This window comes from Paenibacillus sp. FSL R5-0928, assembly GCF_037970385.1.
GTDB classification, from domain to species: domain Bacteria; phylum Bacillota; class Bacilli; order Paenibacillales; family Paenibacillaceae; genus Paenibacillus_AQ; species Paenibacillus_AQ odorifer.
The window spans coordinates 2,281,601-2,300,009 of record NZ_CP150225.1; the positions used below are offsets into that span (position 1 = coordinate 2,281,601).

General features: G+C 46.8%; 19 protein-coding genes. 10 read left to right on the forward strand and 9 right to left on the reverse strand.

Annotated elements, in window-relative coordinates; genetic code table 11:
• Nucleotides 1-4 precede the first annotated feature (4 nt).
• Nucleotides 5-1,372, reverse strand: coding sequence for a YheC/YheD family protein (locus MKZ16_RS09935; RefSeq protein WP_036683975.1), 1,368 nt, complete (start codon nt 1,370-1,372; stop codon nt 5-7).
• 371 nt (nt 1,373-1,743) lie between these two features.
• Here MKZ16_RS09935 and MKZ16_RS09940 point away from each other — a divergent pair, with 371 nt between their 5' ends.
• A complete protein-coding gene (locus tag MKZ16_RS09940; protein ID WP_036683973.1) occupies nt 1,744-2,082 on the forward strand; it encodes a YlbF family regulator in 339 nt (112 codons plus the stop codon).
• A gap of 107 nt (nt 2,083-2,189) precedes the next feature.
• Here MKZ16_RS09940 and MKZ16_RS09945 read toward each other — a convergent pair whose 3' ends face one another.
• On the reverse strand, nt 2,190-2,765 hold the full coding sequence (locus tag MKZ16_RS09945; RefSeq protein WP_036683971.1) for a hypothetical protein: 576 nt from the start codon (nt 2,763-2,765) through the stop codon (nt 2,190-2,192).
• A gap of 194 nt (nt 2,766-2,959) precedes the next feature.
• On the opposite strand from MKZ16_RS09945, the gene MKZ16_RS09950 reads away from it, so the two are divergent.
• Nucleotides 2,960-3,241, forward strand: a complete 282-nt coding sequence (locus MKZ16_RS09950) for a hypothetical protein (protein ID WP_036683968.1) — start codon at nt 2,960-2,962, stop codon at nt 3,239-3,241.
• A gap of 423 nt (nt 3,242-3,664) precedes the next feature.
• On the opposite strand, the gene MKZ16_RS09955 is transcribed toward MKZ16_RS09950, so the two are convergent.
• From MKZ16_RS09955 to MKZ16_RS09965, 3 genes are all read right to left on the reverse strand, one after another.
• Complete coding sequence (locus tag MKZ16_RS09955) at nt 3,665-3,805, reverse strand: hypothetical protein (protein ID WP_176462548.1); 141 nt, start codon at nt 3,803-3,805, stop codon at nt 3,665-3,667.
• A 154-nt stretch (nt 3,806-3,959) separates the two neighbouring features.
• A complete protein-coding gene (locus tag MKZ16_RS09960) occupies nt 3,960-4,244 on the reverse strand; it encodes a hypothetical protein (RefSeq protein ID WP_076104083.1) in 285 nt (94 codons plus the stop codon).
• A gap of 114 nt (nt 4,245-4,358) precedes the next feature.
• A complete protein-coding gene (locus MKZ16_RS09965; protein WP_076104082.1) occupies nt 4,359-4,793 on the reverse strand; it encodes a hypothetical protein in 435 nt (144 codons plus the stop codon).
• A gap of 301 nt (nt 4,794-5,094) precedes the next feature.
• On the opposite strand from MKZ16_RS09965, the gene MKZ16_RS09970 reads away from it, so the two are divergent.
• Nucleotides 5,095-6,429 (forward strand): DRTGG domain-containing protein, encoded by a 1,335-nt coding sequence (locus MKZ16_RS09970; RefSeq protein WP_036678878.1) that lies wholly within the window; start codon nt 5,095-5,097, stop codon nt 6,427-6,429.
• Between the two features lie 122 nt (nt 6,430-6,551).
• Here the strand turns inward: MKZ16_RS09970 and MKZ16_RS09975 are convergent, their stop codons facing one another.
• From MKZ16_RS09975 to MKZ16_RS09985, 3 genes are all read right to left on the reverse strand, one after another.
• The gene (locus tag MKZ16_RS09975) at nt 6,552-6,872 is read right to left on the reverse strand and encodes a YtpI family protein (RefSeq protein WP_076104081.1); all 321 of its coding nucleotides are present in this window, start codon (nt 6,870-6,872) and stop codon (nt 6,552-6,554) included.
• Between the two features lie 83 nt (nt 6,873-6,955).
• Complete coding sequence (locus MKZ16_RS09980; RefSeq protein WP_038569663.1) at nt 6,956-7,456, reverse strand: DUF4044 domain-containing protein; 501 nt, start codon at nt 7,454-7,456, stop codon at nt 6,956-6,958.
• 5 nt (nt 7,457-7,461) lie between these two features.
• Nucleotides 7,462-7,785, reverse strand: coding sequence for a YtrH family sporulation protein (locus MKZ16_RS09985; protein WP_036678886.1), 324 nt, complete (start codon nt 7,783-7,785; stop codon nt 7,462-7,464).
• 141 nt (nt 7,786-7,926) lie between these two features.
• On the opposite strand from MKZ16_RS09985, the gene MKZ16_RS09990 reads away from it, so the two are divergent.
• The 6 genes from MKZ16_RS09990 (at nt 7,927) to pyk (ending at nt 16,196) form a co-directional block, all read left to right on the forward strand.
• Nucleotides 7,927-11,568: a DNA polymerase III subunit alpha gene (locus tag MKZ16_RS09990; RefSeq protein ID WP_076104080.1), complete on the forward strand. Its 3,642-nt coding sequence runs from the start codon at nt 7,927-7,929 to the stop codon at nt 11,566-11,568.
• 74 nt (nt 11,569-11,642) lie between these two features.
• Complete coding sequence (locus tag MKZ16_RS09995) at nt 11,643-12,143, forward strand: phosphatidylglycerophosphatase A (protein WP_036678892.1); 501 nt, start codon at nt 11,643-11,645, stop codon at nt 12,141-12,143.
• 146 nt (nt 12,144-12,289) lie between these two features.
• A complete protein-coding gene (locus MKZ16_RS10000; RefSeq protein ID WP_036678895.1) occupies nt 12,290-12,478 on the forward strand; it encodes a hypothetical protein in 189 nt (62 codons plus the stop codon).
• Between the two features lie 72 nt (nt 12,479-12,550).
• The gene (gene accD / locus MKZ16_RS10005) at nt 12,551-13,444 is read left to right on the forward strand and encodes an acetyl-CoA carboxylase, carboxyltransferase subunit beta (protein ID WP_036678897.1); all 894 of its coding nucleotides are present in this window, start codon (nt 12,551-12,553) and stop codon (nt 13,442-13,444) included.
• Between the two features lies 1 nt (nt 13,445).
• Nucleotides 13,446-14,447 carry an acetyl-CoA carboxylase carboxyltransferase subunit alpha gene (locus tag MKZ16_RS10010; RefSeq protein ID WP_036678900.1) on the forward strand — a complete coding sequence of 334 codons (1,002 nt, stop codon included), beginning with the start codon at nt 13,446-13,448 and terminating at the stop codon, nt 14,445-14,447.
• A gap of 330 nt (nt 14,448-14,777) precedes the next feature.
• Entirely contained in the window at nt 14,778-16,196 is a 1,419-nt protein-coding gene (gene pyk, locus MKZ16_RS10015) for a pyruvate kinase (protein WP_038569666.1), read from the forward strand.
• A 185-nt stretch (nt 16,197-16,381) separates the two neighbouring features.
• On the opposite strand, the gene MKZ16_RS10020 is transcribed toward pyk, so the two are convergent.
• A complete protein-coding gene (locus MKZ16_RS10020; protein WP_244886450.1) occupies nt 16,382-17,083 on the reverse strand; it encodes a G1 family glutamic endopeptidase in 702 nt (233 codons plus the stop codon).
• A gap of 127 nt (nt 17,084-17,210) precedes the next feature.
• Between MKZ16_RS10020 and MKZ16_RS10025 the strand changes: the two genes are divergently transcribed.
• Complete coding sequence (locus tag MKZ16_RS10025) at nt 17,211-18,395, forward strand: MFS transporter (RefSeq protein WP_076104078.1); 1,185 nt, start codon at nt 17,211-17,213, stop codon at nt 18,393-18,395.
• Nucleotides 18,396-18,409: the final 14 nt, after the last annotated feature.

An 18,409-nucleotide genomic window follows, 5' to 3' on the forward strand; every position in this document is an offset into this window, starting at 1 on the left:
CTCCTTATAAACCGGCCAAGTAGCGGCAATATAAAATCATTTGCTTGACGGACGGTCTTATTTTTTGATCGTTTAACGGTGTATTATCGTTCTTGGAGGGCTTGGAGTTAACCTCTAAGAGCCATATTCGTCCTGATTGATCCAGTGCCAGATCGATTCCGAGCTCTCCGAAATGAGCGGGGATAAAGGTTTCGACCCCTCTTGCAATGGCAAGTGCTGCTCTGGGCAGCTGAAGCTGAACGTTTTCTTTTGCGCCCGGAGGAAGACTGCTCTTGCTAACCGCTTCTTTCACTGTGCTGAGACTGCCACCTCTAGCTAAATTAGACACGAAGTGATTGCTTCCGGCGGTGCGGGCGACAATGGAGGTAACTCCCCATTTTCCGCTGCCATTCTTCTGAACAAGTGCCCGGAAATCTACAGGTCGCCTTCCTAGCTCCATCAAAGGCAATCCCTGCTGAATCTGGTATCGAGTGGTCTTCATTTTGGGAGCGATGGACTGGTACAATTTAGCGAGAGTGGTGTAGCTTTGCTTGCGTGTACCTATGGAGGTAGTAGACAATAGACGGTAACCTCCGCCTTCTTCTTTAGAGATACGAAGTATGCCTTTGCCGAGACTGCCTCGTACAGGTTTCAAAAATACACTTGGGTAATGGCTGCACATCTTCTTCATTACGGCAAAGCCGTTCAACGCATGCGATTCAGGTAAATACCGCTGCAGGGAAGGGTCTTGCGCTAAAGCTTCAAATACCTCTGTCTTGTCAAGAAATTTTTCGTTGAAGAAATGCGTTCCATATCGCGATTTTACATCCGCCAAAAAATGCTGTACGCTAGGTTTATTCTCCACCTTTCGCGTCGTTAACCGATTGTTGATTACATCGGCAATGGGCAGACTCATTTTTCTCCAACCCTCGTTGTATACCCAGCCCTGAATGGAAGAACTGCGTGTTTCCAGCGCTTCCGGGGTAAAGAAATATACATAGGCGCCTTGTGTGTGGCAGGCATTTGTCAATTCCCGGCAGAACATGGTAATGGGTCCAAACAACCTGTCGAGATTATCTGGATGGTCACGACTGACGAGCACGCCGATCAACGGTCCAAGCCGCAAGGTACGGCTTACAGAGCTGTAAGAAACGTTGAGGGTTTGTCGGTGTTTCCATCCGGTCCGCCGCGCCAGTCCTTCGCTTACACGCAGGATGTCGGATTTGGGAGCCGAGATAATGGTAACCTCCTGCCGGAAAGAGCCGAATGCCAGCTGGAGTGTTCCGTGAGACGGGATTTTGAGTCTTTTCATGGATTTTTCGCCAAGCATTATAGCGTTTTCCTGCAGGATGCCCGAGTTGACCGTATGGACCGGGATCTTGAATTGGGACATCGTGGATCTCCTTCCGGTAGGCAGCATGATGCCGGCAATTTGGTAGCTAAGGGTTACATATCATTCATCATATGGAGACAGATGACCCTTGGTGATTGACCTAACCGCTAAAAACCTTGCCCAGTCATTTCATAAGCTCGGCCCAAGAAGCGAAACAAGTATGGAATGAGCGAATATTGGAAACTAAAGCAGCGTGGATTCAGGAAGCAGCTGCTAACAAAACTTAAGCGTATGTTTTCGGAGTGAGTTTTTAGAGCAGAGTAGATTCAGGAAGCAGCTGTTACAAAACCTAAGCGTAAGCTTCCGAAGTGAGTTTTGCACGAAGACGATCTGAGGAGTGTACGCTAACAAAACTTTTAGGAGGAATCATAATGAGCATTCACGACAAAGCACATGAACTGGCGAAAGCCATTAAAGAGAGCAGCGAGGTATCGGACATCAGAAATGCCATGAAGGTCGTAGAAACGGATCCTGAAGCGAAAGCGATGCTGGACAATTTCCGCCAAGGTCAGATGGAGCTGCAACAACGGATGATGAGCGGAGAAATGCCTCCACAAGAAGAAATGGAAAAGATGGAGAAGCTGTTCGAGGTGCTTAATTTGAATCTTGGCATTCGTCGTCTGTTCGATGCGGAACGCCGTCTGAGCGTTGTAATCGAGGATGTAAATAAAATTATCACCGAGAGTTTGTCCCAATTGTACGGTGAATAAATTTCAGCAATGAAAATCAAAAGAGGGTGTTCCCGAAGCCGATGGCTCTGGAAGCACCCTCTTTCTTGTGGCTGTGACTATATGGCTAGCCTAAGCTCAAGCTATACCTAATCTTGTTTACCTTCGACTGCGCAGAGAAGAATACCAGCTGCCAAACCTAAGCGGCGATCAAGCTTGCCTTTTCGATCCTCCGAGAAGTCAGCCATAATTTTGGTGACAAATGGATTGAAATTTTGCTTGAAGGCAGGGATCGTAGTATCATCCATCTCGATATTATATTTCTGCGGAATAATAGCGATGAAGCGGCGCAGTAGAGCCATCGCGGTGCTGTCTTCCTTGATTTTTCCGATTTCCTGATCATGACGGTCAAGAATAATCCATTCATCTTTCAAAATAGATTTGAGACCCTTACGGCGAAAAGCACCAATATGCTCACCGGACTCTGTATCGTGTACATCATAAGTAGCGCTAAAATCGACGACGCTACGGGCTTTTATGCGCAGAAGCTCCTTCTGCATAGATTCATCCGTATAAAGTGCAATGTCTTCTTTAAGCTTGAACGCTTTCATTTGTGAATAGAGCACAAGCTGCTCAGAGCTGTCAAAAATATGAAGTTTCGCACCCATGATCGAAAATACCTTTTTGCGAATTATGTATTCGGTATGATTATAAGCTGCATTCAATTCAAAAACGCCTCCCCTAAATGAAATCATCATCTCATATATAAGCGTCTCTTGCTATATAAATGCTAACCTTTTATACATAATTTTGAAAAGGTTATATTTTTAATGGACTTGTCTCATATTACGGGCCTCATGTTCATAGAGTAGAGATATAGATTCAATCGAATATCCTGTCTACGAAGGAGCTGTTATTAATGAGAAAAAGAAACAAGTTCAAACACGGTGTCTATCTCTTGCTGGCGTTGGCCATGCTTTTGTATGCACTGCCGAAGCTTTCGCTTGCGAATGGACCGAGTTGGGTGTTTGGTTTTGGAGTCGTCTGGTCACTTTTTGCGTTTATGGTCATTGCGGCACATCTGCATTTTATTATCGGGGTTGATGAGGAAAAGACCAAACGTTTGGAAGCTGTGCGGAAAGCAAAGCTGGAGCAATGGCAGACAAAGTGGAATGAAGAAACTAGAGTTTCGCAAAGATAATAGAGTTGGGGTCGATTACTAAAAAAGCTAGATTAGCTTCAGGTCTCTCGAAAAGCACGGCAGTCGTGCAAAGAGAGGCAAAAATGCCTTAGAATGCCGCGCAAATCGTAAAAGTAGCCAAAAGAGAAGTATAAATACCGTAGAATGCCGCGCAAATCGTAAAAGTAGCCAAAAGAGAGGTATAAATACCGTAGAATGCCGGGCAAAACACCAAAGTAGCCAAAAGAAAGGTATAAATACCGTAGAATGCCGCGGAAATCGCACAAGTAGCCAAAAGAGAAGTATAAATACCTCAGAATGCCGAGCCAAGCGCAAAAGTCACACAAAGAGGCATACAAAAAAGACACACTCATACGAAAAAGCCCACTAGCCTAAGCCAGTGGGCTTTAATATGCACCTGCATTGCTTGCAGGGGGCTAAATGTTATTTGCCACCCGTAAAAGGATTGATCTCATTGGTGAGATCTCTTCCAGCCTTCTTTTCTTCTGCTGATATCCGTTTACCAAGAGCCGCGTAATACCACACTGCAGGAACGAGGACCGCGAGTATAAAAAGAAATTGCATAAGCTCAGCTCCTTTCACGTCGATAGTATAAACTTTTTTCCTGATCGTAGAGAGGATGGACATAATCCTACCATCCTACCATCCGACTATCATCCGACCATCATCCTACCATCATCCGACCATCCCATCCACGTGTTAAGCAAAAACAATCCGATTACTTTTTACTGACCGAGCATTGAACTTCAAATACATAACTGGCGCTTCCCTGAGGCCATCTTGCATGGATGATATATAGGTGTCTGCCGCTACCTGCTGCGAGTTGAAAACTGTTTTTGTCCACGGAAAGGGCTTCGTCCGGTCGTTCCTCACCAGGAAATGAAGCCATAACCTCCATCTCCTTGGGTGCATATGAGAATTCGAGTTCTACCTGATCACCGCTGATGGCTTTGGGATGTACCTTCTGTATGGAAACCAGCTCAACGTTAGAAGCTATATCCACACATACGCCTTTGCCATTATCGTTCCAGCAATAAGAGCCTTGAATAGCCTCGAACTGCTCACCGCCAACAGTAACTTGAACGCTTGGGGGCTGTGGGTTAGCAGTGTCTTCTGATTAATTCTTATCTTCATTAAAAGTTGATTGAAACAAGTCCAATAGATCCTTTTTGCTGGTATCTGACAGGCGATAGTGGCCCATTTGTCCTGATTTAATGAGTAACCCATTGTTACTTCCGACGATCCAAAAAGAGAATTCATAACTTATGCCATCCTTCATGTTCACAGTGGTTCTGTAATCGCTGGAAGCAATATCTAGTTGTCCTCTATCATATTCAGCAGTAGTTATGGCTTGAACGAAACGTTCAAAGGAGGATGTATCCGAAATAGTGGCCATTGGCTGTTTTTTCTCAATTAAGTTGATAGAAACTATATTATTTGCATCCAGCTCTATCTGGTCTGCTTGTTTTATTTCGTTTCCCGTATTTCCACAGCCGACCAGTCCTATGAAAAGCAAAGTAAGGGCAAGTAGTAATAAAGCGGTCTTGTTCATATCTTCAATGCTCCCTTTACACATTCTTTAATTCTCAGACTATAAAAAAGAGGAAAAGGTTGCTAAATAAAGGCAGCGAATTTTTAAGGTCAGCTTAAAACGCATCAGAGATATTCAGTTTCAAAAAATTCGATTTTAAGGTGGTTTTCAAACCTGCTATGTGGCAATACCTACCTTAATCGTAGATTGTGTAAGGAGAGTGAAATTCGAATCCGAAGCTTATGAATCGGTTGTACTGAGCCATTCTATCGTTGTATAATAGGTACAGTATAGTACAGATCGGAGCATGGGGGTGTAACAGTTGGAAGGTCAAGGCGATGCGATTACTAAACACGAGCAACTGCTGCAGCATATTGAAAGTCTTAAGGTAGGCACCAAAATATCTGTTCGCAAGCTCGCCAAAGAAATGTTAGTCAGCGAAGGGACTGCTTACCGTGCAGTGAAGGAAGCTGAGAATCTCGGGATAGTCATCACGAAGGAACGGATTGGTACAGTTCGTGTAGAAAAGAAACCTCGGAACATTTCAGAGCAGCTGACGTTTGGCGATGTAGTTGATATTGTTGAAGGGCATGTGCTTGGCGGGGCAAGTGGACTAAATAAACATCTGCATAAATACGTGATCGGGGCGATGAAGGTCGATGCGATGATCCGTTATATAGACGCTGACAGTCTGTTGATTGTGGGTAACCGTGATGATGTTCACTCTCTGGCGCTGGAGCAGGGTGCAGGGGTTCTGGTGACAGGGGGCTTCGGGACGAGCCGTGAAGTGAAGGCATTGGCAGACGAGCTGGATCTTCCCATTATTTCTTCGAGACATGACACGTTTACCGTCGCTTCAATGATTAACCGTGCTATTTTTGATAGATTGATAAAGAAAAAAATTATGCTGGTAGAGGATATTATCGACAGCAAACCGCGCCTGAATACGTTAAAAATCTCTAGCACCGTCGGCGAGCTACGACAGGTTTCTGAGGAAACTGGAGAGCAGCGCTTTCCCGTTACGGATGAATGGAACCGAGTCATTGGCATTATCGGTCGCCGTGATGTAGAGGAATTGACGGAAGGGCAGATCATTGAAAAAGCGATGATTCGCAGTCCGGTTACGGCTGCACTGCAAACCTCACTAGCCTCCGCGGCCCAGATCATGATGTGGGAAGGCGTGGATTTTCTGCCCATAGTGGACCGTAACCGCAAACTGGTAGGCTCCCTAACCCGTAAAGAAGTGCTGCAAAGCTTACGCGATGTTCGGAACCAACCTCAGCTGGGAGAGACTTTTGATCATCTCATTTGGAATGGTTTTGCGGATGAGCGGGACGAAGAGGGACGATTGTTCTTCCATGGCTTTATTACGCCGCAGATGGCCACGGATCTTGGGACGATTTCTGAAGGAATATTGTCTACGCTTATGACGCTTTCGGCATTTAAAGCAGCTAAGGATATCACAGGAAATGATTATGTACTAGATAATATGTCCACTTATTTTATCCGACCGGTACAGATCGAACACGCGATCATTGTAATGCCGAGACTGCTCGAAATCAGCCGTCGTACCTGTAAGCTTGAAATTGAGATCAGCCACTCGGATACTCTGGTAGCCAAAGCTGTTCTGATGCTGCAATCCATTGATCATGGCTAAAAAATGGTTTGCTAGCTGGATAGCATCCGGTAAATAGGATCGTATACATGCTAAATAGACTGCCCTCATCATTGAAAGAGAGGGGAGTCTATTTTATTCTTTCTATTCCGCCAGAGCAGCAGCTAGGCTTTTGACTGGTGTTGTTCCTGGCTACGGCTACGGCTGTAAAAACTATAGCTGCGTAGACCCGAGAAGATGTTGAACGCACCAATCAGCAGAAAGGCAGCTTCAACAATGATATTAACGGTAGAGCCGCGAAACAAAAACATGGATATCAAGGATAGCGTTACGAGCATAGCACCGAGCATCACATTCATGACGGAGCGTTTCAGCCCTTTATCTTGGGGATTTAAGGTACGGCGGGAGGATATGCTGAACACAGCGGCACCGATTACAAAGATCACCAGCAGGATAAACAATAAATACTTGATAAATAAAACCATGGACAGCCAGCTCCTTTATCGTGTCTTGCAGTAGCCAAGAAGTAATTTCCACGTCTGTCCATTATTGTATCACACGATGGCTGTCAGCTGCGCTTAAAAGGACTGATTTCTACCCAGATTTGCAGGACGCCTTCCATGACGAGCATGGTTCGGATTTTGACAGAGTATTCCTTGTCACGCACAATGTATAGCTTGCCATCCAACAGCAGTCTAACCAGTTTGCTGTCTGTATCAATATCGAACATGCTGCGGCCGCGCATCGGTTCCAGATCTGAGCCCATTTGGCTTATGATTAATTTTACAGTTACGGGGTCAAGTGGGGTATCTTCTTTGGATTTGCTTTCCTCCGATCGAATTTTGATTTCTCTGATCACGGTTGAGGTATTATTGTATTTTTTGAGTGTCTGAATATCTTTTTGATATTGCTCGATCTGTACACGCAGATCTTGATTATGAAGCCATAATACGTTATATCCTACATGGTAAATAGCATTGTATATCACAGCTCCTACGACGATCCCTAGCATGAATATAGCGGAGATCTGGGTGAATCTGCGAAAACGACTGAATGGTGGAACTCTCATTGGCGTTACCCCCTGCCGCACACCCATTTTACTAGCTCACTGCCCATATGTGCTCCTAGAAAAGCGAAGGCAAGATACATGATTTGTTTGATGGCGGGGGAGAGGTTGCCTCCAATCATGTTACTTTCAATGACCCGTAAGGGATCCATAGTACCTCCTACAGCGGCTGCTAGTGCCCATATTTTAATCCGATCTGCCACATCCAGCATCGTTTGCGTCGGCGGTTGCAGGGATACAACGGCGCCGATTCCGCCGAGCATAGCTCCGCCAAGCACGATGCCGAAGGCGATAAAGAAGTCGAGGATAGCTTTGCTCATAAAAATGCTCATACAGGCCCCTTCCCGGACGAGGCATTTACAAGCTTTGCCTGTCCTTATGCTCTTAATCCATTGTATGGGCGGGTCCCCCTTTAATATGATAAAATAGTTTCATCTTATGTTTGATTTTTGCAGTAGAGAGGAAGTGGGGTTATGAGCCCTTTCGTGCATTTGCATGTGCACAGCGAATACAGTTTACTGGACGGGGCGGCGCGCATTACCGATCTCGTGCGCCGGGCCGGCGAATACGGCATGAAGTCGCTGGCGCTTACGGATCATGGAGTGATGTACGGGGCCATCCCCTTTTATAAAGCGTGTAAAGAGAATGGAATCAAGCCGATTATTGGCTGTGAAGCTTATTTAACCGCGGGTTCACGCCGTGAGCGGGGCAGTCGAAAAGATCAACCGATCTACCACTTGATTCTGCTCGTCAAGAATGAAACCGGCTACAAGAACCTGATGAAGCTGATCTCTATCGGCCATCTGGAAGGCCATCATTATAAACCCCGGATCGATATGGAAGTGTTGGCAGCTCATTCAGAGGGGATTATCTGCCTTAGTGCTTGTCTGGGCGGAGAAGTGCCGCAGCATCTGCTGCATGGTCGTGATGAGGAGGCGCGAAAGGCTGCGCTGCGATATAAGGCGATTTTTGGCGAAGATTTCTATCTGGAGCTGCAAGACCACGGGATCTCCGAGCAAAAGAGAGTGAATCCCAAGCTGATCGCCCTTGCCGGGGAATGTGAAATTCCACTTGTGGTGACGAATGATGTCCATTATTTGGCGAAGGAAGATGCTGAAGTTCAGGATGTACTGATCTGTATCGGAACAGGCAAAACGGTAGATGATGAGGAACGTCTCAAAATCGGAACAGATCAGCTGTTTCTAAAAAGCAGCGAGCAAATGGCGGCATTGTTTCCGCATGTGCCGCAGGCTATCGCCAATACCTTATTGATCGCAGAAAAATGTAATTTGGAGCTTACCTTCGGCAATCATATTCTGCCTGCCTATTCTCCGCTCCCTGAAGGCATGGATTCCGCTGCTTATTTGCGTGAGCTGTGCTGGAAGGGGATGGAGAAACGATATATAGATACACCGCAATGGGCTACACCTGAGCAAAGAGAGACGGCTGAGAAGCGTCTCACCTATGAGCTGGGCGTTATCGAGAGTATGGGCTTCAGCGATTATTTTCTAATTGTGTGGGATTTTATTGCTTATTGTCATCGTCAGGGAATTGCTACGGGACCCGGACGGGGATCTTCCGCGGGTAGTCTCACCGCATACGCTTTGCGAATAACTGACGTGGACCCCTTGAAATATAACTTGCTCTTTGAACGTTTTCTAAATCCAGAACGGATCACCATGCCGGATATTGATATCGATTTTAGCGATGAACGGCGTGATGAGGTTATTGGTTATGTAGTGGAGAAATACGGCAAAGAACATGTGGCGCAAATTATTACTTTCGGAACTATGGCTGCACGGGCTGCCGTTCGTGATGTAGGCAGGGTGCTGAACTTGCCTTATAACGAGGTAGACAAAGCTGCCAAGCTTATACCTGGTCAACTAGGGATCAGCCTTGCCAGGGCGCTGGAGAGTACACCAGATCTTAAAGCACTGTATGATAGCAATCCAAAGATTAAAGGGTTGCTGGATATGGCAATGAAGGTGGAGGGCATGCCCCGCCATGCTTCGACACATGCTGCTGGGGTTGTTATCTCGAAGGGTCCGTTGACCGATGCAGTCCCACTTCAGGAAGGTAATGAAAGTACGGCGTTAACCCAATACTCTATGGAGCATTTGGAGAGCGTCGGGCTGTTGAAAATGGATTTTCTGGGTTTGCGCACGTTGTCGATTATCGAACGCTGTATGAATTCGATTAAAGAAATGAGCGGAAGTGTTCCGGATTTCCGTGTCATCCCAGATCATGATCCAGCTACGTATGAAATGCTTGGGGCTGGTGAGACAACAGGGGTCTTCCAGCTGGAGTCGGCGGGCGTTAGACGAGTACTTAAAGATCTGAAGCCTAACGGCTTTGAAGATATTGTATCGGTTCTAGCGCTGTATCGTCCGGGTCCGATGGAATTTATCCCGAAATATATAGCAGGCAAACACGGTGAGATTGAAGTAGAGTATCCACATTCTGATTTGAAGGCTATTTTAGCGGACACCTATGGGATCATTGTGTATCAGGAACAGATCATGCAGATTGCTTCTCTGATGGCGGGCTTCTCGTTAGGAGAAGCGGATCTGCTCCGTCGAGCGGTCTCTAAGAAAAAACGTGAGACTCTGGATAAGGAACGGAGCCATTTTGTTCAAGGCAGCTTGCAGCAGGGGTATAATGAAACGGATGCGAATGCTGTTTATGATATGATCGTGCGCTTTGCCGATTACGGCTTCCCGCGTGCTCATGCCGCGGCTTACGGAGTGTTGGCTTTCCAGACAGCTTATCTCAAGGCACATTATCCGGTGCAGTTTATGGCGTCTATGTTGACCGCTGTAATGGGCACTCACCGCAAGGTAGCGGAGTATGTGCTGGACTGCCGCCGCACGGGCATCGGCGTGTTGCCGCCGGATGTGAACGAGAGCGGCGTATTGTTTACTCCGGTTCCAGGCGAAGGAACCGGAACCGGGCATATCCGCTTTGGACTCGCAGCCATTAAGAACGTCGGCACGCTGGCAGTGGAGAACATTATGGCGGTCCGCAAGGAGCGTCCGTTCGACAGTCTGCTAGATTTCTGTCGACGTGTGGACCTGCGGGTCTGCAATAAGCGGGTAGTGGAATCATTGCTGCAGGCGGGAGCTTTTGACTGTCTGCCGGGTCACCGCGCCCAGCTGCTGGCTATGCTGGACGAGACGGTTGACGCTGCGCTGAAATGGCGCAAGGAGCGGGATGAGCTGCAAATCCAGCTGTTCGACGATTTGGTGGAGACACCGAACTGGGAAATCCGCTATCCGGATATCCCTAAGTTCACCATTGGCCAGCAGCTGGAGATGGAACGTGAGCTGCTGGGGTTATATCTTTCGGGCCATCCGCTTGATGATAGCGCGGAGCTGCTTGAGGAGCCCGGTATGCAGCGGCTGATGGATCTTGGTGAAGCCGCGGATGAGAGCCAGACGGTTACGGCCGGAATGGTAGTATCCGTTAAGGAAATTACGACGAAGCAAGGAAAATCGATGGCCTTCGTCGAATGGGAAGATCAGATCGAGCGCTGCGAGGTCGTGCTCTTCCCTGAGGTGTGGAAGCGAAGCCGCAGCTTGATTGCCAAGGGCGCGCTGCTGGCCTTGCGCGCTAAGGTGCAGCAGGAAGACGAAGGCTTCAAGCTGCTGGCCGAGGAAGTGGCGCTGCTGTCTGCGGAGGCTCTCCGCGGGCTATTGCAGCGCCGTAGTGCCGCCACGTCCCGCTCGTACAGCGCGGGACGCTCGGCCTCGGCAGGAGCGCCGCCACGCGGCGCAGCTCCTGCTTCCCGGACCAGCGGTGCCGCCACTGGTCCGGCTGCCAGGCCAGCAGGCGGCACAACGCCGCCTGCAACACCTGCACAGGCCGCGCCAACAACAGCGGCGACCTCAGGCCAGCGTGTCTTTATCAAGATCACGCCGGCCTCAGAGAATGCAGCGTTGCTGTCGCGCCTGAAAGAGCTGCTGCAGAATCATCCCGGTCCAGCTGCGACGCTTCTGTTCTATGAACAGGATCAGAAGCTCCTAGCTCTTAGCGATAATTATCGAATTAAGCCGTCCGAGGAACTTTTCGCGGCGATCGAGGTTATGCTGGGTGCAGGTACGGTAAGAATAAAATAAGAACAATTCTCCCCTTTTCCGCATACATTAGGAAACCACAGGGCACATCCCTGTACGGAAAGGGGAGTCGCAGCATGTCCTATCAAATGGCAGTAGATCTGTTGGAACGCAGAGGTGTATCACTTTCCTCCATTGCTGAAATCGTATATATTTTACAATCGGTTTATTATCCTGGTTTAACCAAGGATGAATGTCTGTCCAGCGTCAAGTCTGTTTTGGGCAAAAGAGAAGTGCAGTATACTTTAATGACAGGTGTTGCTCTTGATGAATTAGCCGAGAAAAAACTGCTTCCACAGCCGCTGCAGGCGGTAATGGAGGCTGATGAATCCCTCTACGGAGCGGACGAGACTCTGGCGCTTGGTATTACAGGGGTATATGGGATGATCGGACTGACAGGTTTTGGGTATTTGGACAAAATAAAGCTTGGAATCATTGGTGAACTGAACGATGATAAAGGTAGGATTCATGTATTCTTGGATGACCTTGTTGCCGGCATTGCTGCCGCCGCTTCCGCCAGAATTGCTCATCGGCATGAAGGGGCAAAAGTATATCCTTTAGGCACGGACAAGGAATAATTGAGCCCCTTTATTTCGTTTGAACAAGTTCCTCAGTCTTGCTTCCTATGCCCTACTCCTGTTGCGGGAAAAAAGAAAACTGTGTTATCATAATTCCATTATACGGGATACGGCTGGGAATTAAGATTGGGGAGGCCTTGCAGGGCATGTGGACGGTAATATATATCGCGCCGACCGCCAGAGTGGCGGATATGATTAAGAGTAAGCTAACAGAAGAAGGTTTTTTGGTAGAATGCCGTCCAATCAATATGTCCAAGCAGCAGTTTGAGATATTGGTTCCTTCAGGTGAACTGGAGGAAGTACAGGAAGTCCTTAATCTTATTCTGCATCCCTGAGTTTCTTACAAGACAAAAGTCATGACAGCGGCAAGCTGCATAACGCAAATAAACGGCTGAAGAGGTGCGGGTGTGTTCAAAGATTTATTTCAGAAGAAACGGAAGTACGCGACTATTCCTTCAGAACGTCTGGAGCGGAGCGGCGGGCCTGCGGAAGGCGAACGCCCCAAACGTGAAATCCCTGAAGGATTAATGAGCAAATGTAATAAATGCGGAACGATCCAGTATAGTAAGGAATTAGAGAAGAACCTAAAGGTATGTCCTACTTGTGGTCACCACATGCGCCTAAATGCTGTGGAGCGCATTGCGATGACATTAGACCCTGAGGGCTTTATTGAGTTTGACAGTGAAATGTATTCTATCGACCCGCTGAAATTTCCGGGTTACGCTTCCAAAGTGGAGCAACAGCAGCTGAAATCTGGACAAACTGAAGCCGTAATTACGGGTCAGGGTTCCATTGGTGGCCATCCAGTCATCGTAGCTGTGATGAATTTTGAATTTTTCTCAGGCAGTATGGGCTCTGTAGTAGGGGAGAAGATCACCCGTGCGATAGAAGAGGCCACGGAGCAACAGCTTCCACTCCTTATTTTCTCTACTTCAGGTGGAGCGAGAATGCAGGAGAGTATTCTTAGTCTAATGCAAATGGCGAAGACCAGCGCTGCGCTGGCTCGTTTTAACGAGGTTGGAGGTCTTTACATCTCGATAATTACGGATCCTACTACCGGTGGAGTATCTGCGAGTTTTGCCAGCCTTGGTGATATAATTATTGCAGAGCCTGGAGCGGTATTTGGTTTCGCAGGACGTATAGTCATTGAGCAGACCATTCGCCAGAAGCTTCCGGATGATTTCCAGACCGCTGAATTTAATCTTCAGCATGGGTTGCTTGATATGGTCGTGCACCGCAAAGAAATGCGCGCTACATTGACTAAAATTTTGGAGCTGCATGACGTGAAAGGGGGATTTTAGGTTGGCAGGAGAGTTGCCTTTTGAAATGCCTCTGGTAGAAATGCGCAAGAAAATTGCTGAACTGAAGCAGTTTGGCGAAGAGAAGGGTATTGATTTTACGGACGAGGTAGCTAGGCTGGAAGAACGATACCGTGTGCTGGAGGAAGAGATATATTCTAATATTTCTCCTTCGCAAAAAATGCATTTGGCTAGACATCAAGGACGTCCGACTTCCCTTGATCTTATGGGGCAGATCTTCACAGATTTTATTGAGCTCCACGGTGATCGGATGTTTGGGGATGATCTTGCTATTGTAGGCGGCATCGGTAAACTAAATGGGTTGCCGGTTACAGTTATTGGCCAGCAGCGCGGTAAAGACACCAAAGAGAATATTTTACGATTCTTCGGCAGTGCACACCCTGAGGGCTTCCGTAAAGCGCTGCGTCTGATGCAGCAAGCGGACAAGTTCAAACGTCCCATTATTACCTTCGTGGATACGAAAGGTGCATACCCAGGCAACACAGCCGAGGAAAGAGGTCAATCCGAAGCGATTGCCCGTAATTTACGCGAGATGTCTCAGTTTGGTGTCCCTGTAATCTGTGTGGTCATCGGTGAAGGCGGAAGCGGTGGCGCCCTGGCATTGGCGGTTGGAAATAGAGTGCTCATGCTGGAACATGCCATTTATTCGGCGATATCTCCAAACGGAGCGGCCTCTATTCTGTGGAAGGATGCTTCGAAGGCTGATCAAGCGGCAGAAGCCATGAAGATAACGGCTGCTGATCTGCTTGAGATGGAAGTTATAGAAGAGATCGTACCAGAGCCTAAAGGCGGCGCTCATCGGGATTACGAAGCAACGGCAGCGGCGATTAAGGATGCATTATGGCGGCATCTGCAGGAGCTAACCCAGATGAACTCAGTGGAATTGAAGGATGATCGATACCGTAAATTCCGTAAAATTGGTGAGTTTGCAGAGGCTCAGCAGGAACAAATTTTCATTGAAGAAGAAGTGAAGTCAGAAGTGTAAAAGTGCAAAATCATTTGCACTTTAAGACATATAGCTATACTTAGTGGGTCTTTTGGATATAGTGTAAAATATACAGTTTATTGGAATTAAAATAATCTCGATCCACTAACGGGATTATTTTAATTTTTTTTATGTTTACAGAAAATTCGACTTAAAGTTACACCCAAAAGTGCCTACAACATTGATTTTGTGTCTGGTTTGCAGTAATATTCATAAGGGCGTACTTAAAGGCACATGTGACAAAGTTCCTATTTTATTAGTTAGCCTTGTAGTAGATTTTGTAGTTGGAAAAAGTGAGACAGAGAGAACGAAAAAACGGAGGAAAACCTAATGCGGAAAAGTAAAATTGTATGTACGATCGGACCTGCGAGTGAATCGTTGGAGAATATCAAAAAATTGATTTTGGCTGGTATGAATGTGGCCCGTCTGAATTTCTCCCACGGCGATTTCGAAGAGCACGGTGCTCGGATCAATACGATCCGTCAAGCATCTAAGGAACTGAACAAAACAGTTGCTATCCTGCTCGATACTAAAGGACCGGAGATTCGCACAGGCAAGCTGGAAGTAGAACCGATTGAACTTGTTCAGGACGAGTACCTGACACTGACTACGGAAGAGATCCTTGGTAATCAAGATCGTATTTCCATCACGTACAGCGAACTTCCTAACGATGTTCAAGTAGGATCCACAATCCTTATTGATGACGGTCTGATTGGTTTGACAGTTGTCGACATTCAAGGTACAGAAATCAAGACCCGTATTGTAAACGGTGGTACGATTAAGAGCAAGAAGGGCGTTAACGTACCAGGAGTAAACATCTCCTTGCCGGGTATTACGGAAAAAGACACCAACGATATTCTTTTTGGTATCGAACAGGACATCGATTTTATCGCCGCTTCCTTCGTTCGCAAAGCTAGCGACGTTCAGGAAATTCGTGAGCTGCTTGAGAAAAACAACGCTTCTCACATCCAAATCATTTCCAAAATCGAAAACCAACAAGGTGTTGACAACCTTGATGAAATTTTAGAAGCTTCTGACGGCCTGATGGTTGCTCGTGGTGACCTTGGTGTTGAAATCCCAGCTGAAGATGTACCTTTGGCTCAAAAATTGATGATTCAAAAATGTAACGTTGCTGGTAAACCAGTTATCACAGCTACACAAATGTTGGATTCCATGCAACGCAACCCACGTCCTACTCGCGCTGAAGCAAGTGACGTAGCAAACGCTATTTTAGATGGAACAGATGCAATCATGCTTTCCGGAGAAACTGCTGCTGGTAAATATCCAGTAGAATCCGTACTTACAATGTCCCGCATTGCTGAGAAAGCGGAATCCGCTCTGAACCACCATGAAATCTTCATGAAACAACAAACTGCACAAGAAACTACAGTTACAGAAGCAATCAGCCAATCCGTTGCAATTTCTGCTTTGGATCTGAACGCTAAGGCTATCATTTCTTCGACTGTAACAGGTCATACTGCACGCGTTGTTTCCAAATACCGTCCTAAAGCACCAATCATTGCCGTTACAACACAAGAAAGAACTATGCGTCAATTGTCCCTCGTTTGGGGCGTAACGCCAGTGTTCGGACAAGTTGCATCTTCCACAGATGAGCTGCTGGAAACAGCAATCAAAGGTGGTAAGGATTCCGGTCTGGTTCAAACTGGTGACCTAGTTGTGATTACTGCAGGAATTCCACTTGGACGTTCTGGTTCCACTAACTTGGTAAAAGTAAGCACAATCGAGTAGTTTTCGATTGGCTTCACCTGTTTAGCAGGTTTCATAAAGCTTAATTAAAGGGTTGTCTCAACTGTAGTGTAAATCTACAAGCGAGGCAGCCCTTTTTTCGTGTTTATCAACATATTCGATTGAAGATTATGTTAAATCCATTTATGCTGTTAGTAACAAATCTTGAATGACAGGTTCGAGAATTTTTATTTGGGGTATGTTCGTTTGACAGTAAAAGAATCCCCACGATGGTTTGGACAAGAAGGAACGGCGATAGTAGCGTTATTTTGCACCATGATTCCTCCCATATTTAGGGTAAGCCTCGGACTTTTGCCATTAATTCGACAGCAATAGAAGCAAGTAGGGGAGACGCGCGCCAGCTTTGCGATCGAGCCGTCTACCTCGGGAGCCTCCATAATCCATTCACCAGAGGTTTGTGGTCCGTTGTATCGCTGCAATGTTCGAAAAATCCAATTTCGGCTCAAATTGCGGAGCGTAATCGTCCATTTGTTGCGGCCTACCTTCGTGATGTTAGCTTTTATATGGTCTCCAGGGCTCACTGGAAGGGGAATTACCGTTTCAACATCAGGTAGGATTTCCCACCAAGCGTAATACCGGGCACGACCATTTACGAATTCATGGCCTGTTCCCGTTTGGATCAGGCTGCTGTTCTTGAAACCGTCGATTCCAATCCAAGCAGAGGAATAGGAAGGTTTAGAGGTTGGTTTTACGGAGGGAACGATCCATTCGCCGGCAATGCGGTTAAAGGTCCCCTTTTTTCCAGTGATTGTATACCCGCTCCAGTTTGTTGAAGACCAGCCGAAGCCGGAGCTTTGAAATTTGTTCGCATTAGATTTGTCTTTTAGACATGGATGATTGACCCGAATAGAATTTTGTTTATCATTCAACTTGTCCACCGCCTTTATAGTACTGCTATATTAAATGCGGTGATTACATAGGAAGTACGGGTGTTCTGCTAAAATATAAGAGAGTGCAATGCTTGATTAAGAAGCTGGAGAGGATTTGTAGCTTAAAATGGAAAAATTATCGAAGCTGCGTGGCTTTTATCTGTTTTTAGGATTGGCCGGTGGTTCATTTGGCTCATATCTAACGCTGCTGCTTGTACACAATGGACTTGATAGCGGGCAAATAGGTATACTAATGGCAACAGGCACGCTAATTGCGATCACGATTCAGCCAATATGGGGAATTGTCTCGGATCGGTATAATCAGACACGTTTGGTACTAATCCTAAGTGTGGCGATACCGGCTTTATTAGCGGTCTTTTACCGTTCGGAATATTTTATAGTGTTACTGCTGGTGTATACCCTCTCAACAATCTTTTCCTCAACACAGGCGCCTATAGCCGATTCTTACGCGATTTCAGCGGCGAAGAGGGCCGGGGCTACTTATGGTAGTATAAGGCTTATGATGAGCATTGGAGCGGCTGTGGGAGCCTATTTAGGCGGAGTGTATGTATCGTCCTTCTCTGTATCCACGATATGGCTGCCCTTTCTTATGTTTAATCTAATTGCGGTTCTTATTGCATTGACGCTGCCGAAGCAGGCAGAAGAGAATCATATGATGCGGCAATCGTTTTCTCAGGGGGTTAAAAAGCTGCTGGGGAATCGGGTGTTCCTAGCGTTTTTGGGTGGCAGTTTTCTTGTGAACCAGACGATGACTGCTTTTGGAACCTACTTCGTTATCGCGTTTCAGTCGGTTGGAGGTTCAACTCGTTATGCAGGAATTGCGCTTTTTCTCGCATCTGTAACGAACGTGCCCTCCATGCTGTTTGCTTCCAAGGTAATCAAAAAGCTGGGTCGCGAGCGGACGCTGCTCCTTGGTGCACTTATTTATGTCTTGCGGTGGGGCATTCAGGTGGCATTCCCTTATCCATCCGTAATGATTGGAGTGCAGGTACTGCATGGTCTGTCATTCGGGTTCTTTTATATTGCTGCCGTTGAATATGTATCTCAGATCACCTCTAACGAGATGCAGGCGACTGGGCAAAGTGTTTTTAATATGGTGTTCTCGGGTTTTGCCGGTGTTGTTGGCAATTTATTAAATGGATTCTTGCTCAATCAAGGCGGTGTAGAAGTGATGAACCTGTCTTGTATGTTGAGTTCAATCGCAGGAGCGATGCTGCTATTTTATGTCGCCAGAAGCTCCCGAAGCAAACTATCAACGACAAAGCTATCTTCAGACGGGGCCAGGGCATAAAGCTCTCCCTGCTG

Bases quoted from the DNA above. Each gene is read 5' to 3' on its own strand.
- MKZ16_RS09935 (WP_036683975.1), bottom strand. From the start codon at position 1,372: ATGTCCCAATTCAAGATCCCGGTCCATACGGTCAACTCGGGCATCCTG.
- MKZ16_RS09940 (WP_036683973.1), top strand. From the start codon at position 1,744: ATGAGCATTCACGACAAAGCACATGAACTGGCGAAAGCCATTAAAGAG.
- MKZ16_RS09950 (WP_036683968.1), top strand. From the start codon at position 2,960: ATGAGAAAAAGAAACAAGTTCAAACACGGTGTCTATCTCTTGCTGGCG.
- MKZ16_RS09955 (WP_176462548.1), bottom strand. From the start codon at position 3,805: ATGCAATTTCTTTTTATACTCGCGGTCCTCGTTCCTGCAGTGTGGTAT.
- MKZ16_RS09965 (WP_076104082.1), bottom strand. From the start codon at position 4,793: ATGAACAAGACCGCTTTATTACTACTTGCCCTTACTTTGCTTTTCATA.
- MKZ16_RS09975 (WP_076104081.1), bottom strand. From the start codon at position 6,872: ATGGTTTTATTTATCAAGTATTTATTGTTTATCCTGCTGGTGATCTTT.
- MKZ16_RS09980 (WP_038569663.1), bottom strand. From the start codon at position 7,456: ATGAGAGTTCCACCATTCAGTCGTTTTCGCAGATTCACCCAGATCTCC.
- MKZ16_RS09985 (WP_036678886.1), bottom strand. From the start codon at position 7,785: ATGAGCATTTTTATGAGCAAAGCTATCCTCGACTTCTTTATCGCCTTC.
- MKZ16_RS09990 (WP_076104080.1), top strand. From the start codon at position 7,927: ATGAGCCCTTTCGTGCATTTGCATGTGCACAGCGAATACAGTTTACTG.
- MKZ16_RS09995 (WP_036678892.1), top strand. From the start codon at position 11,643: ATGTCCTATCAAATGGCAGTAGATCTGTTGGAACGCAGAGGTGTATCA.
- MKZ16_RS10000 (WP_036678895.1), top strand. From the start codon at position 12,290: ATGTGGACGGTAATATATATCGCGCCGACCGCCAGAGTGGCGGATATG.
- pyk (WP_038569666.1), top strand. From the start codon at position 14,778: ATGCGGAAAAGTAAAATTGTATGTACGATCGGACCTGCGAGTGAATCG.
- MKZ16_RS10025 (WP_076104078.1), top strand. From the start codon at position 17,211: ATGGAAAAATTATCGAAGCTGCGTGGCTTTTATCTGTTTTTAGGATTG.